The organism is Sutterella wadsworthensis (genome assembly GCF_003315195.1).
GTDB lineage: Bacteria > Pseudomonadota > Gammaproteobacteria > Burkholderiales > Burkholderiaceae_F > Sutterella > Sutterella wadsworthensis.
Map to the genome: position 1 here is coordinate 1 of NZ_QNRV01000029.1, position 14,532 is coordinate 14,532.

General features: G+C 56.4%; 14 protein-coding genes and 1 pseudogene. 4 read left to right on the forward strand and 11 right to left on the reverse strand.

What is annotated here, in order from left to right:
• The first annotated feature begins 262 nt into the window (after positions 1–262).
• Positions 263–1,669, forward strand: coding sequence for an RNA-guided endonuclease InsQ/TnpB family protein (locus tag DES29_RS10080; RefSeq protein WP_113854837.1), 1,407 nt, complete (start codon positions 263–265; stop codon positions 1,667–1,669).
• A 49-nt stretch (positions 1,670–1,718) separates the two neighbouring features.
• Here DES29_RS10080 and DES29_RS12755 read toward each other — a convergent pair whose 3' ends face one another.
• From DES29_RS12755 to DES29_RS10110, 6 genes are all read right to left on the reverse strand, one after another.
• A complete protein-coding gene (locus DES29_RS12755; protein ID WP_201638697.1) occupies positions 1,719–1,877 on the reverse strand; it encodes a MerR family transcriptional regulator in 159 nt (52 codons plus the stop codon).
• A gap of 53 nt (positions 1,878–1,930) precedes the next feature.
• Positions 1,931–3,208 carry an MFS transporter gene (locus DES29_RS10090; protein WP_021995270.1) on the reverse strand — a complete coding sequence of 426 codons (1,278 nt, stop codon included), beginning with the start codon at positions 3,206–3,208 and terminating at the stop codon, positions 1,931–1,933.
• Positions 3,209–3,403: 195 nt separating this feature from the next.
• Positions 3,404–4,195, reverse strand: a complete 792-nt coding sequence (locus DES29_RS10095) for an ABC transporter ATP-binding protein (RefSeq protein ID WP_005430124.1) — start codon at positions 4,193–4,195, stop codon at positions 3,404–3,406.
• A 61-nt stretch (positions 4,196–4,256) separates the two neighbouring features.
• The gene (locus DES29_RS10100) at positions 4,257–5,141 is read right to left on the reverse strand and encodes an ABC transporter permease (RefSeq protein WP_016474105.1); all 885 of its coding nucleotides are present in this window, start codon (positions 5,139–5,141) and stop codon (positions 4,257–4,259) included.
• Positions 5,142–5,385: 244 nt separating this feature from the next.
• Positions 5,386–6,396, reverse strand: coding sequence for an ABC transporter substrate-binding protein (locus tag DES29_RS10105; RefSeq protein ID WP_113854838.1), 1,011 nt, complete (start codon positions 6,394–6,396; stop codon positions 5,386–5,388).
• A 207-nt stretch (positions 6,397–6,603) separates the two neighbouring features.
• Positions 6,604–7,419, reverse strand: coding sequence for an SDR family NAD(P)-dependent oxidoreductase (locus DES29_RS10110; RefSeq protein ID WP_016474103.1), 816 nt, complete (start codon positions 7,417–7,419; stop codon positions 6,604–6,606).
• Between the two features lie 214 nt (positions 7,420–7,633).
• Here DES29_RS10110 and DES29_RS10115 point away from each other — a divergent pair, with 214 nt between their 5' ends.
• Positions 7,634–8,050, forward strand: coding sequence for a rhodanese-like domain-containing protein (locus tag DES29_RS10115; protein ID WP_236578824.1), 417 nt, complete (start codon positions 7,634–7,636; stop codon positions 8,048–8,050).
• Positions 8,051–8,086: 36 nt separating this feature from the next.
• Here the strand turns inward: DES29_RS10115 and DES29_RS12525 are convergent, their stop codons facing one another.
• On the reverse strand, positions 8,087–8,236 hold the full coding sequence (locus DES29_RS12525; RefSeq protein WP_156022077.1) for a hypothetical protein: 150 nt from the start codon (positions 8,234–8,236) through the stop codon (positions 8,087–8,089).
• A 163-nt stretch (positions 8,237–8,399) separates the two neighbouring features.
• Between DES29_RS12525 and DES29_RS10120 the strand changes: the two genes are divergently transcribed.
• Positions 8,400–9,593 carry an amidohydrolase gene (locus DES29_RS10120; RefSeq protein ID WP_016474100.1) on the forward strand — a complete coding sequence of 398 codons (1,194 nt, stop codon included), beginning with the start codon at positions 8,400–8,402 and terminating at the stop codon, positions 9,591–9,593.
• A gap of 70 nt (positions 9,594–9,663) precedes the next feature.
• On the opposite strand, the gene DES29_RS10125 is transcribed toward DES29_RS10120, so the two are convergent.
• Complete coding sequence (locus tag DES29_RS10125) at positions 9,664–10,470, reverse strand: tRNA threonylcarbamoyladenosine dehydratase (protein WP_021995549.1); 807 nt, start codon at positions 10,468–10,470, stop codon at positions 9,664–9,666.
• A gap of 228 nt (positions 10,471–10,698) precedes the next feature.
• Here DES29_RS10125 and bcsA point away from each other — a divergent pair, with 228 nt between their 5' ends.
• A complete protein-coding gene (gene bcsA, locus DES29_RS10130) occupies positions 10,699–13,302 on the forward strand; it encodes a UDP-forming cellulose synthase catalytic subunit (protein ID WP_113854846.1) in 2,604 nt (867 codons plus the stop codon).
• Positions 13,303–13,430: 128 nt separating this feature from the next.
• Here bcsA and DES29_RS12760 read toward each other — a convergent pair whose 3' ends face one another.
• The 3 genes and pseudogenes from DES29_RS12760 to DES29_RS12765 form a co-directional block, all read right to left on the reverse strand.
• Positions 13,431–13,610 (reverse strand): flavodoxin, encoded by a 180-nt coding sequence (locus tag DES29_RS12760; protein WP_051123268.1) that lies wholly within the window; start codon positions 13,608–13,610, stop codon positions 13,431–13,433.
• Positions 13,611–13,642: 32 nt separating this feature from the next.
• Positions 13,643–14,140 (reverse strand): annotated as a pseudogene (locus tag DES29_RS10140) (MFS transporter); the annotation flags it as partial.
• Positions 14,056–14,253: an MFS transporter gene (locus tag DES29_RS12765; RefSeq protein WP_113854840.1), complete on the reverse strand. Its 198-nt coding sequence runs from the start codon at positions 14,251–14,253 to the stop codon at positions 14,056–14,058. The gene DES29_RS12765 and the pseudogene DES29_RS10140, both read right to left, overlap by 85 nt.
• Positions 14,254–14,532: the final 279 nt, after the last annotated feature.

The window sequence follows — 14,532 nt, forward strand, 5'->3', positions numbered from 1 at the left end:
GGACTCGACGGGCATGGATTTGGGGCGGAAGAGAGGGGGGGGGGGGGGGGGGGGGGGGGGGGGGGTGGGGGGGGGGGGGGGGGGGGGGGGGGGGGTGGTCCAGAGATTCAGGTGGGGGAGGAATGCGCCCCAAGCCATGGAAAGCCACCGGATCATGTAGTGGATCATTTCGTGCGAGTTTGGAGAAATAATGATCCTTAGCTATTTGAAAAAAATGGTATAAAAGGCAAATCACAGGCCTATTCCCCGACTCAGATCCACCATGCAGACCGGCCGTTCCTTCGCCGCCCATTTTGAAGACGACGCTTCGCGTGAGGCCTACCTCACGTGGTCGGCTGCGCAGATGCTCGTCTACAACGCGAAGGTGGAAGAGTCGAACTACTTCTGGAAGTTCCGCTGCAAGTTCTGGTCGCCGGAGCCGCTTCCTAAGCCCGATCAGAAGTACGCCCACCTCGTGAACCCCGACACCGTGCCGTGGGTGAAGGAGGTGCTGAGCGCTGTTCGAGGCATCGGCGCGTACCGCTTCTTTCAGGCCATGACACGCTTCATGCGGGGTCTTTCGAAGCGCCCTCACCGCAAGCCCATCAGGAACGCCGACCGGCAGCTTACCCTCACGCGCGACTACTTCTCTGTCAAGCAGGTTTCGCAGAAGTGGTGGGAGCTCACCTTTGGACCAAAGAAAAAGACAGCAGGCCGCATCCGCTTCCGCGCCCACCGCCGGTTTGAGATGCCGGCGATGGTGATGATCACCTGCACGAATCAGTGCCTCCAGCTCGGCTTCAGTTACGAGGACGAGCTCACAGAGTTCCCGGAGACAGAGGAGGAGATCCTCGCCCGGCTGAGGAAGCTCACCCCCGAAGAGTTGACCGAGCGCACCATCGGCGGCGACGTAGGCGTCAAGATTCGTTTGCAGCTCAGCAGCGGGGAGTCGTTCAACCTCTCCGAGATCGAGAAGACCCGCATCGCGCGCAAGGACTTCGGCCGCAGGCGGCATCAGCGCCGTCTCGCCCGAATGAACCCCGGGAGCAGCAACTACAGGAAGCAGACGCGGAAAATCGCCAAGACCTACGTCTACGAGAAGAACGTCAACAACAACTTCTGCCACCAGACCTCGCACAAGATCGCTGTGATGGAGGGGATCGAGGTGGTGGCGCTGGAGGATCTGAACGTCGCCGGAATGGTCCGGCGGCCCAAACCGAAATACGATGACAAAGGCCGCGCGCAGCCCAACGGCGCAGCGGCGAAGAGCGGTCTCAACAAGGCCGTCACGAAAAGCCGCTTCGCAAGACTGCGGACCAGCATTCTGTACAAGTGCCGCAGAAACGGTAAGGTCGCGGTATTTGTAAATGCGAAGAACTCATCCCGGGAGTGTTCCAAATGTGGATACACGGCGAAGGAGAATCGTCCAAGTCAGGCGGTCTTCTGTTGCGGACGCGAGGGATGCGGGCACGAGGAGAACGCCGATCTGAACGCCAGCCGCGTGATTAAGAACCGCGGCGTGAAAATGATTCTTGAAGGATTGGTGAAGAAGAAGGAGTCGAAGAAGCTCCTTCGAGTGCCTCGTGCGAAGAAGAGAAACATAGGGGTGGATCGCCCCGAATCGATGCCTGCCGAGCCCTCCGTGTGTTCCTGCGTCCTTCACGGCGTTGTGGAATCGTGGCGGCTTTGAATCAGGAAGCAGACGCCGCGAGGGTCTGCGAATCAAGAAGCTCCGGCCTTCAGGCCGGGGAGTGATCACTCAGAGCTGCATCGTATCTGCGATGACCTGCTTGCGTGCGTTTGGGCACTAGGCGTCCCAAAGCTTCCCAACGTCGGAGCGTGGTAATGGAAACGCCCAGACGTTCCGCAGCTTCGCCAATACTCAAAAATCTATTCATCGTGCTGATATATAGCTATGTAGTGATAGGTTTACGAGGTCGGATCATCAGGCTTAGGATTTCGCACAGACCGGACGGCGGTGAAGCCCCAAAAGCAGCCAGACGAAAGCCGCGGCAGCAAAGGCCGAGCCCAGCCAGAAAGTGGCTGACGGGCCGACAAACTCCCAGATCGTGCCGGCAACGAGTCCGGCAGCAAGCGCAGCCACTCCGCTCGCGAAGCTGAAAAGCCCAAAAGCCGTGGCCCGCTTGTCTTCCGGAGCGGCATCTGCCGTCATCTTGGAGAAAACGCCCTGTGTCGCGCCAAGGTGGAGCCCCCAAAGCGCGGCGCCAAGCGATGCTCCCACGGGCGTAGCCCAGACGGCAAAGACGACGTCTGACAAAGCCAGGAAAACCAAACCCAGCGCGAGAAGCCGCTCAGCAGGCATGTGGTCGGAAAGTTTTCCAATCGGTACGCATACCAGTGAAAAAACAATGTTGACGCCCACCATCAAGAGCGGCACGGCAGCCGTTGAGATGCCCGAGTCCGCTGCACGAAGCACAAGAAAGGCATTGGAAAAGCGAGCAAGTGAAAAAAGAATACCCAGCACAAGCAGCGCTCGAAAGGCCGGACCTGCGACCGTGAAGCACTCCGCCAGATCGCTCCAGCGTCTGACGGCAGGACGTTTCGCGGCGGGCTTCTCCGGAGCATCTTCAACGCCCATGAGAATGAGGAGCAGACAAAGCGCGCCGGGAATCAATGCCAGCCAAAAGATGGAACGAAGGTCATCCGTCCAGAAAAAGAGAAAGAGACTCGCCAGGGCCGGCCCGACAAAGGCACCGGCGGCATCGAGCGACTGACGAATGCCGTATGCCTCGCCCCAGAGCGACTTAGGCGTTACCGCTGCAACAATGGCGTCACGAGGCGCCCCGCGAAGCCCTTTGCCGATGCGGTCGGAAACGCGTGCAGCGAAAACAAGCGCCACAGAATCGGCAAGTGCAAAAACAGGTTTTGAGAGAACCCCCAGTGCATAACCGAGGAATACAAGCAGCTTGCGGTGACCGAAACGGTCGGCAGCCGCCCCCGAAAAGACCTTCGTAATCAGCGCTGCGCCTTCGCCCGCCCCTTCAACCAAGCCGATCAGCACTGCGCTCGCGCCTAATGGCCCAGCCATAAAAAGGGGCAGCAGTGCATGAATCATCTCCGAAGAGATGTCCATTAACAGGCTCACAAAACCCAAAGCCCAGACCGTTCGAGGAACTTTAAGTCCTTTGTGTTCTTGGGCTTCATTCTCTCGATGGAGGTCTCCCTGCGCACTTTGCGGTGCGGCATCGTTCTTTTGCTCTTCAGTCATTTTGAACGTTGTGCGTTTTTGAACTTGGCTGCTGCCATGGAAGAAAAATTGTCAGCCTGCACCGTCAAAAACACGTGAAGATCGTGTTAATGCACCGTCAAACCTCGCTTTGAGAGCCTCGCTCCCAAAAACAATAAAGGCGGACGCTCCAAGTCATCCGCCTCCTTGCTTTGCTCTTTTTTCTGCTCTGCCGAATCAGCTTGCGAGCAGCATCTTGTCGGAAACGCCGTCACCCGCCTTTTCGAAGAACTTCAAAAGATCCACCGTGGTGAGCTTGGCTTTTTCCTCGCCGCGCACATCAAGGATCGGACGTCCGTCGTGCATCATGATGAGGCGGTTGCCGTAGCGAAGCGCATCGCGCATGTTGTGCGTAATCATGAGCGTGGTGAGCTTTTGCTCCGTGACGAGCCGTTCAGTGATTTCAAGCACTTTGGCTGCCGTCTTCGGATCAAGAGCGGCCGTATGTTCATCGAGCAGCAGGAGCTTGGGGCGCACCAACGTCGCCATAAGCAGCGTAAGCGCCTGGCGCTGACCGCCCGAGAGCAGTCCCACATGTGCGGTCATGCGGGTTTCAAGACCCAGGCCAAGCATTTTCACCAATTCGGCAAAGCGAGCATTACGGTCCGCGCGATCGCTCCAGCGCAATGTCGGACGACGTCCGCGTCGGTCAGCGACGGCCAGATTTTCTGAAATCATCATGCCCGCAGCCGTACCGCGCATCGGGTCCTGAAAGACTCGGCCGATCATGGACGCTCGCTTCCATTCAGGCATTTTGGAAATTTCTACGCCGTCGATTTTGATCGAACCCGAATCGATGGGAAAGACGCCGGCAATGGCATTCAGGGTTGTTGATTTACCCGCGCCGTTAGAACCGATGACGGTACAGAAATCACCGTCATCAAGCGTGAAGCTTACGCCTCGAAGCGCTTTTTTTTCATTGGCTGTACCGGCGAAGAAAGTCTTTTTGACGTTCTGGAGTTCAAGCATTTCAAATGTCCTTCGTCTGAGTGTTTTGCGTTTGATGGGAGAACGAAAGGCCCGTCAGGCATCAGCCGTGAGCGCGCAGTCCTGCGCATTTCTCCTTAATCAAAGGCAGCGCGAGTGCGAAGGCGACGAGCACAGCCGTGAAAAGCTTGAGGTCGTTCGGAGGCATGCCCATTTCGAGCACGAAAGCAATAACGAGACGATAAACGATGGAACCCAGAATGACGGCAATCAGGCTCGTTTTAAAAGACTTGGGCGAAAAAAGCACTTCGCCGATGATGACCGAAGCGAGCCCAATCACGATGGTGCCCACGCCCATGCCGACGTCGGCAAAACCGTTGGCCTGTGCCACGGTTGCGCCCGACAAGGCCACAAGCGCGTTGGAAATCACTAGCCCGAGCACAACCATCGTATTGGTATTGATGCCCTGCGCGCGGGCCATCTGGGGATTGAAACCCGTTGCACGGATGGCGGTGCCCAGTTCTGTGCCGAAGAACCAATACAGAATGACGGCAATCAGCGCTGCGAAGATAAGACCAACGGCAAGACCGGATACCGCAACAGACAGTCCCAGCGAATTCTCAAGAATCGTGAAAACCGTTTCGTCCTGCAAAAGACCAATGTTGGACTTGCCCATGACATGGAGATTGACCGAATAGAGCCCAATCATGGTAAGAATGCCCGCGAGCAGCGCCGGAATACGCAGCTTCGTCGTAAGGATGCCGGTAACCGCGCCGGCCAGTGCGCCGGCAATCAGCGCAAGCACAAAAGCGGCAGGCAGTCCCAGCCCGGAAGTGATCGCCGTAGCGGCAGCCGCTGCGCCCAGAGGGAAAGAGCCCTCCACCGACAAATCGGCAATGTCGAGAATGCGGAAGGTCAGAAATACGCCGAGCGCAAGCACGGACCACTGAAGGCCTTGGCCGACGGTAGAGATCAGAAGATCGAGCATGAAAATTCCTTTGTAGGTACGCTCGAGCACCATTTGAAAAACGGTGCACTCGATTGTTTTTTAGGTGGAAGATTGAATTCTAGGGCTTTCTTGAGCGCATTCTCTGAGAGACATTTTTCTCTGCTAGGCGAGATTCCTCAGATCACTTGCGCATTCTCAAGCCGAAAAAGAAAAGCGGAGCCGTTCGAGCACTTTTCACAGCGCTTTATCGACTCCGCTCTGGCGGCGCGGCCTCTATGCGAGGCTATTGAAAGAGCACCGCTCCTTTTTTAAGTTCTTCGGGGATCGTCACGCCGATCGCCTCAGCGGCCTTCAAATTAAAGACGGGGGTACCGGTGGCAACATGCTGAACCGGCATTTCTGCGGGCTTTTTCTTCCCTTCAAGAATATCTGCGCCCATCTGACCGGTCATGCGGCCGATTTCGTAATAGTCCACGGAAATGGAGCCCAGACAGCCCGCTTCGGTCATACCGCGTTCGCCAGCCACAACCGGCAGCTTCACGGGATTCGTCACTTTGACCAAAGCAGGGATAGCGGAAGCGAGCACATTGTCGGTCGGGAGCCAGAGGCCGGCTACCTTGCTCGAAATACTTGCCACAGCCTGCTGAATATCGTTCACGTTGGAAACGGTCGCTTCAAGCACTTCAACGCCGCGCTTTGCGGCAGCCTGCTTAAAGATTTCAACCTGATAGGCGGAATTGATTTCGCTCGAGTTATAGATCGTGCCCACCACCTTAGCGTTCGGGATGAACTTCAGGAGCAGATCCAGCTGAGCCTCAATCGGCCCCAAGTCAGATACGCCCGTCACATTGCCGCCGGGCGCATCATCGGACTTGACGAGCTTGGCCGCCACAAAGTCTGTAATCGCGGTAGCAACGATCGGGGTGTTCTTGGCAACCGTTGCGACAGCCTGAGCGGCAGGTGTTGCAACAGCAAAAATCACCTTGTCCTTGTTGGACACGAAACGATTGGCAATATTGTGAAGGTTCGACTGGTCGCCCTGAGCATTCTGAATATCAAGCTTGATATTGACGCCGTCCTTGAAGCCGCGTTCAGCGAGTGCATCAACCACACCCTTCGTACAGGCATCGAGCGCAGCGTGCTCAACGAGCTGAACAATGCCGACGGGCGTAAGTTCAGCCTTAGCGGCAGCACCGGCAGCCGGCGCGGATTTGTCGCCGCAGCCTGCAAGCGCAAGTGCAACAGCCGCAGACAAAGCAAGTACGCCGCGGCGAGAAAGGGAAGATATCTGCATGGGAACACCTTTTGTGATGCGCGCGCGAGCCTGCAAAACTGCAGATTCGCGAAACCAATTACATTGATTATGCAGAAAACATCGCTGCTAATTTCAGCACATTACAAGCTTTCACCTAATACGAACAGAGTAGTGCAACTCGATCTTAAGCAAGAGGCGTTGAAAATCTTCAGCATCGTCTCCGCCCTTGCGAGCGCAACGAGCACCTTATTTGCGCGGCACGTTGCGAAAAATGACGCCGGCGATCCGACGCACCCAAAGACGGGGCAGTATTTGAGCCGATACAGCAAGCACCGTATTCCAGCAGCCGTCAATCTTCACCGTTCGCCCTGCTTGCATTGCGGCCCACCCGGCCTCCGCGCATGCCGCAGCCGAGCGCTCCCATTTGTCGAGCGAAATTCGGCCGAAAGCCGACTCGTCGAGTCCCGCAGCTTCGCCGAACTCCGTTGCTGTCGGGCCGGGACAGAAGGCCGTAGCAGATACCCCCGTACCGCGGAGTTCTTCAGAGAGACTTTCGGTAAAAGAGACGACATAAGCCTTGGTGGCTGCATAGACGCCGAATCCAGGACAAGCCTGGAAGGCCGCTGTCGAAGCGACATTAAGAATGCGGCCCCGCCCGAGCCGTTTCATCGCACGGGCGGCTTCAATGGATAGCCCCGTGAGCGCAGCAATATTGAGCCGCAGCATTCGGCTGATACGCTCTTCGTCGGCATCCACCATGGGACCAAAATCACCAAACCCCGCATTGTTGATGAAAATTTCGGGCGTCACGCTGCGCGTCTCCAAGAAATCCATGAGACGCGAAAGCTCTGCAGACTCTGTTAAATCGAGCGCAAGCACCCAAGGCTTCAGACCTGAGGCCGTCTCGATTTCAGCGGCAAGCGCTTCCAAACGCTGCTGACGGCGGGCTACCAGCACCGGCCGATAACCTTCACGAGCGGCAATTCGCGCAAATACCGCCCCTAACCCGCTTGATGCACCGGTAATGACGGCAACGGGTGCAACCCTTTCCTTTTGTGCCATGATTGGGCAATCTCCTTCTCCAGAGTCGGTTATTTTGCCCCGCTCGAAGGACCTCTGCCGCCCAGGAGAAACGGCAAACCTGCAAATATTCGAAACTCAACTGTTTTTTCTCCCATTGCAGCTGCGCTCAGGCAAGCGCAAAATTTTGAGTTCCAACTTTTCACCAAATACAGCACTCTGTCCGATGCCAGATTTCAAGCAGTTCACAAAAATTATGACTCAAGCCATTTCCGCAGCGGCGCTTTCCGCCGCACTGTCCTCCGGCGCAGCCGCGCTTGAACCTGTTTCTCCGCAGCCTTCGCAGCCGCTCACTTACACCAATCCGGCCTATGCCAAGGTGACGCCCGAAACCGCCAAGAAAATGATGGCTGAAGGCGTCGTGGTGATCGATGTCCGTGAACCTCAAGAGTTTGCAGAAGGTCACGTTCAGGGCGCCGTCAACGTACCGCTCTCGACCTTTCATCCCGGCATGCGGCTCGAAGCTGCGCCCGACTTCAATCAGAAAGTGCTCGTGCAGTGCCGCTCGGGGGTGCGCGTCGAACGCGCCGCTAAGATCCTGATTGAATCGGGCTATAAGCACATTTACAACATGTACGGCACGATGCAGTGGCCGTATGAGTTGGTGCGCTAAGCCGCTCGACAACAGAAGTGACGAGGCTTGATCCAGTCAAACCGTCACTTCGGCCGCTTCGCCTTGGGCTGCCCCAAGACGGGGAGCGGTCATTCCCGCTGTGAATGGGGGCGGCAGCATGGCGACATGCTGCCGCAGACTTGTTTGAGGCCGATGGTTGCCGGCGCTTCCTTCCCCGAAATCCATTCAGGGGCTTCTCTCGGCTTTCTTATGAAGAGATTAGAGGCAAGATATTTGTTCAAAAAGCGCTCGGGCGCACAGCATTTGAGCACTTCGCCCGAGTCAGCCCGCATGAGTCTGCGCTCATAATGGATGAATCATCATTATTCGCAAAAGGATCTGAACACAGATGGCTCAAGCAATTGACGCACTCACAGAACTCGTAGGTGCCGAAGCGGCCCGCCGCATCGTGGAATTCCGCCGCGACATGCACCAGCACCCGGAAATCGGGATGGACACGGCCCGTGCCGCTGACAAGATTGAAGCTTTTCTCCAGACGCTTCCGGTCGAACAGGTTCATCGATTTGCCGGCAACGGCGTGTGCGCCGTCATTCGCGGGAAAAAAGACGGTCCGATGATTGGTTTGCGCGCGGATACCGATGCGCTCCCCATTCAGGAAGAAACTTCAGTTGCCTGGAAGAGCGCGATTGACAAATGCGCCCATTTGTGCGGCCACGACGGTCACACCGCAGGGCTGCTTGCCGCAGCCACACTGCTCGCGCAGACCAGAGACTTTGCCGGTTCCGTTGTGCTCATCTTCCAGCCTGGGGAAGAAGGCTGGGCAGGTGCGGACAAGATGATTAAGGACGGGCTCTTTGAGCGCTATCCGTGCAGAGAAGTGTTTGCCATTCACGGCGCTCCTTCCCGTCCGCTCGGTACGATTGCCGTACGCGAAGGCGCCATGACGGCTTCCGTCGATATCGCATACATGACCGTTGAAGGCCGAGGCGGCCACGGCGCTCGCCCGCAGGAAACGATCGACCCGATGCCGGCCGCAGCTGAGCTGATTCTGGCGCTTCAGACGATCGTCGCACGAAACATCAACCCCGCTGACTCCGCCGTGGTGAGCTGCTGCTTTGTACAGGCGGGGGATCCGCTCGCGCCCACAGTGATTCCTCAGCGGGTCAATCTGTCGGCAACGATCCGTACCCACAGCCCGAAGGTACGCGACAAAATTGAAGCTCGCTTCAATGAAATCACTCAGGGCATCGGCACGGTATTTGGCGGTGAAGTCAAGCTTGACTACCAGCGCCGCTATCCGCCCCAGATTAATGATCCTGCGCTGGTGCGCGCCATCCTGCCGGCACTCCAGTCGGTGTACGGCGAAGCGGGTGTCGACACCAAGTTCGCGCCGAGCATGGGCGGCGAAGACTTCGCCTTCATGAGCGAAAAGGTACCCGGCGTTTATATGCAGGTGGGCCTCGGCGACGAAGGACACACCGCACAGCTTCACAATCCGGGCTTTGACTTCAACGATCTGGGCCTTGCGTACGCAGCCCGCACGTTTGCTGCGATCGTGCAGGAACGCCTGCCGCTCAACTGAGCGCTCGAGCGCAAACTGCAATTCTCAAGACCTCGAACAGCGCTGTTCGAGGTCTTTTTCTTCGCCGCGTTCAGCCGCGCCGGCAGGCCTCATTGAGCGCGATGGAAGCGCACATCATGCCCATGCTGGCCGTGACGACGACGCCGGAACCGTAGCCGGAACAGGCAAGTCCAGACGACTGCGTGACGGCACAGGTCTCTCCCTCCAACGGTTTTTTCACGGGCTCCGCAGAATAGACCGACGCCACGCGAAAAAGCGGCGTCATCGGCTTGCCGGGGCGGCCGGCATCGGGTGAAGCTTTGGGGAATCCGTAGGCCTTGCGCAGGCGATAGCGAACGGAAGAAAGCAGCGGATCGCCCGTAATGCGCCCGAGGTCGCCCGTGCGGATTTGAGCAGGATCGACGCGTCCGCCAGCCGCGCCGGACGTCACAATGAACTGCTTTAATTTTCGGCAGTATGCAATCAGCGCAGCCTTGGCGCGCACTTGATCAATACAGTCAAGCACTACTGCATCCGCGGGGATTAATGCCTCAACATTATCCTCGTCTACGAATTCTTCAACGAGACGAACTTCCGCTCGCGGATTGATGAGCGCAATACGGTCCTTTAGCGCCGCAATCTTTGCTTTCCCGTACTCGTCGCCCAAAGCCTGAATTTGGCGATTGGTGTTGCTTTCGGCCACCTGATCGAGATCGATGAGCGTAATGAGCCGAGCATCGGTGCGGGCGAGCGCCTCAACCGCCCAAGAGCCGACGCCGCCCACCCCGACAACGCAGAAATGCGTCTTCGCGATGGCTTCGGCGCCCTCGCGGCCGTAAAGACGGGCTACACCGCCGAAGCGGCGTTCATAGTCGATGAGGTGAGCAGATGGCTGCATGATGGACGAATCCTGTTGGAAGCGGCGGCAAACGATACGAGACACGCTCGATCGTGCATAGTTGGAACGCCGCAATGATAGCGAAGGATCTCATGGGCTATGCTCCGCATCCGTCAATGCTGTTGCCAGGGCGTACCGACGCCGCTAAACTGCCGGCCATTCAGCCGTCTGCGGGAAAAGCCTGCCGACAGATCCAGACTTCTCCGCCGCTTCCAACTGTTTTTTGTTATGACAAGCTTCCTCCGGGCAGTCCTTCCTCAAACGCTTTGCGCTCGCTTTGAATCATGGCGAAAGAATGGCGCCAGCACCCCTTCTCTTTTAGTGAACGGATTGCTGCTCACGCTTTTGCTCGTGATCTTTCCGCTCGAACGCGAGCCTTTTGGGACATTAAGAAGCCGTCTGCGGGACTACTACCCTCAGATCAACCCGGAATGCCCTCGCCTTTTGGATTCGCTGCGCGTCATCATTCAGTCTTTTTGGCTTCTTTTTGTGAAGCCGGGCCGACCGTCCGGCGCAGAGGCGGTTGAAAAAGTGCTGGCCGGATTGCGGGCTGCCGGGCGCATCATCAATCGTGTAGGCGAACTCTGGGGCAATTTTTGTCTTTCGATCATTCGGCGCGTGAAGCCGCTTTCTGAAGCGTCAAATGCCGGAGATTCAGGAGAAGTCAACGATCGTACGCAGTTCTCCTTCGGAGAAAAGACACTCATCGCCATTGCGGTGATTCTGGGTCTCATTCTGGCAGCGATCTGTATCACTCAGCCCTTCAATCTGCAGGGGCAGGTGGTCTTTCTCACCTTCATGTTCTTCTCGATGATCGCATTGGCACGCATCCGAGCACGTATCAGTCTGATGCTTCTCTTTGTGATCTCAATCGTCGTGTCCGGGCGTTACCTCTGGTGGCGCTGCACGTCAACGGTCAACAGCGACACAGCACTTGATCTGTTCTTTTCCTGTGCGCTGCTCCTCGCCGAACTCTATGCTTTCGCGGTGATGGTGCTCGGTTACTTCCAGGTCTGCTGGGTACTCGACAGAAAGCCCTACCCGCTCCCGGCCAACCGCAAAGTTTGGCCCACTGTCGACATCTTCATTCCGACTTATAACGAATCGCTTGACGTCATCAAGCCGACGGTCTACGCCGCTTTAAACCTCGACTGGCCCGCTGACAAGCTTCGCGTCTACCTTTTGGACGACGGCAGCCGTGACGCCTTTAAAGCATTTGCCAATGAAGTGGGGGCGGGCTACATCAAGCGTGAAGAACATAACCACGCCAAAGCAGGCAACATCAATCATGCAATGACGGTGACCGACGGCGAATTCATCGTGATTTTCGACTGCGACCACGTGCCCTCATGCGACTTTCTCCTCTCGACCATGGGCTGGCTCGTCAAGGATCCGAAGATTGCGCTCGTGCAGACGCCGCATCACTTTTATTCTCCGGATCCGTTCGAGAAGAATATGCATCTCGACCGGCGTCTGCCGATTGAAAATTCGCTCTTTCACGACTTCATTCAAAAGGGCAACGACACGTGGAATGCCACCATGTTCTGCGGGTCTTCTGCCGTCATGCGCCGCGCAGCTTTAAATGAAGTGGGCGGCATTGCCGTCGAAACCGTGACCGAAGACGCGCATACCTCGCTCAAACTCAATCGCCGCGGCTGGTCTTCCGCCTTCATTGACCGTGCAGTGGCGTCCGGGCTTTCCACTGAAACGCTTTCCGCTCACATCGGGCAGCGCATCCGCTGGGCACGCGGCATGATTCAGATTTTCCGTCTGGACAATCCGCTTTTCGGACGAGGCCTCACGCTGCCGCAGCGTCTGTGTTTCTTCAACGCGATGCTCCACTTCCTGCATGGGCTTCCGCGCTTAATTTTTCTCGTCGCGCCGCTGCCATACATGTTCGCGGATATTTACATCATCTATGCAACGGCAGCTTCGATCTTCGCATACGTGATTCCGCACATGGTTCACTCTGCCGTCACCAACCAGATGCTCCAGCGCGGATACCGATATCCGTTCCTCTCGGGCGTTTATGAGACGATTCTCTCGTGGTACATCCTCATTCCTACGACGGTTGCGCTTATCGCTCCGCATGTCGGTAAATTCAATGTGACGGCCAAAGGCGGCACCATCGACAAGAAATACTTGGACTGGGACATCTCCAAACCCTATCTGGTGCTCATCGCACTCAACCTGATTGGACTGGCCATCGGCTTTGGCAAAGCGTTCTTCTCCCCCAATCCAGAGTTCCTGACGCTCATCATCAATCTTGGCTGGATTGTTTACAATCTGATGATTCTCGGAGCCTCAATGGCCGTTGCTGTCGAAGAGGTCCAGACCCATGCTTTCCCGCGTGTGCCGCTTTCCGTTCCCGTGGAAGTTGAAGCAGACGGTGTTATCCATCAGGCTGAACTCGTTGAATATTCTCAGGTCGAAGTTCGAATCAAAAATTTGGACGAAGCACTGACTCGGCTGTCTGAAGGCCAAGCAGTCCGACTGCATCTTTCTGACGGCGAGCATCGTTTCACATTCACCGCTGCTGCCAGCGTTTTCGAAACAAAGGGCATCCGCGACTTCACCATGCGTTTTGCTGACAAAACGGAAGAACGAAACTTCAACCGATGCACCTTTGCACGCCGCGGCATGTGGGCGACCACGCCGGACCCGACGATTGACGACCGATTCCTCACCGGGTTTGTACAGCTCTGGAATATTGCCGTCTATGGCTATCGTTCGATGATTGAATTCCTGCCAGGCAAAACGCTTCCGGCACTGCGCGACGGCATCATTTCATTCCTGCCGAAAACCCCGTCCGCTTATAAAACAGAGGCCTAAAGCGAATCTCAGCGATTTAGCACACGCCGAACCCAGTTTTCGATCTGCACCTTTGCATGGTCAGCCTCAGTGCCGACAACGCTCAGAGACTCAAGAAACTGAGCGTTGGGAGCCTGGGCGCGCAGTTCTCAGTCACTCGTTCCAAAACCGCTGCCGGCATGCGTGCAAAAGTGTGCAACCTCTTTCCCGGAGAGATTGGCAGCACTCAGAAACGAATTGACCGCTGGCGGCAATTTTCCCCACCAAATTGGATGTCCCAAAAAGATGAGGTCATATTTGGAAAGGTCTGGAAGTGTTCCTGCAAGCATCGGTTTTGCATCGCAGCGAAGTTCATCCTCTGCTACACGCGTCGTTTCTCGATAATTGGCCGGATAGTTTTTTCCGTTTGAATTTCGTACAAATCGCCCCCGTCAGTGCCGAGATGAGCTGAGCCATTTTTGCCGTATGACCGATCTCCAGCACTTCGGTGCCGCCCGGCACATATCAACAAATCCTTCAGCGGGATTGGTCGGCAATGAGCTGTTTCGGCGGAAAGAAAAATGGCGGGCAGCGTCAAGACAGCAACCGTGCCCAGCGATAGGAGCAACCACTGCAGCGGCATTTTGAGACTCTCAACCCATATGCCGGTCAGCAAAGCACCGACTGCGAAGCCAATGGAAGGTCCTCCGCCTACAATCGCTGCAGAGACTGCGGAACTTTTGGCATATACGGCAGGAATAGATTCAACAATCCACGCGATCACTGCGGAAGCCGTCAGTCCTGACGCAAATCCCTGCAGCAAGCGGGCAATATAAAGTGCCGCAAGACTCTCGAGCTGGCTGAGCAGCATAAGCACCGCAACACCAAAAGCGCGGCGAGTGCAGCCATAGGCCGTCGACCGAAACGGTTAGATAAACGGCCAAAGAAAAGCAGGCTCGCAGCACATCCCGCAAAGTAGGCAATCGTTGTCATTGCTGCGTCTCCTGTTGTTATAGCAAGCAAGGTACGGATAGCTGCGAGCCACGGCACCAGCCGTTAAGCGACCCAATACAAGCAATTAACCGCTTGGATCATAGTATTCAAAATCAATCAACTTCCCTCTGCCGCAGGCAGAACCATCCATTTTGAGAATGTTCGGCACAATCTTGCCACGATTGAGCAAAGTGAGACTCTAAGGGGTGTTCAGCGCTTTTTTTAATCTTCGGTTGAAAGCAATCTCACGCTGCAGCGAAGTGCATCGCAGCACCTCCG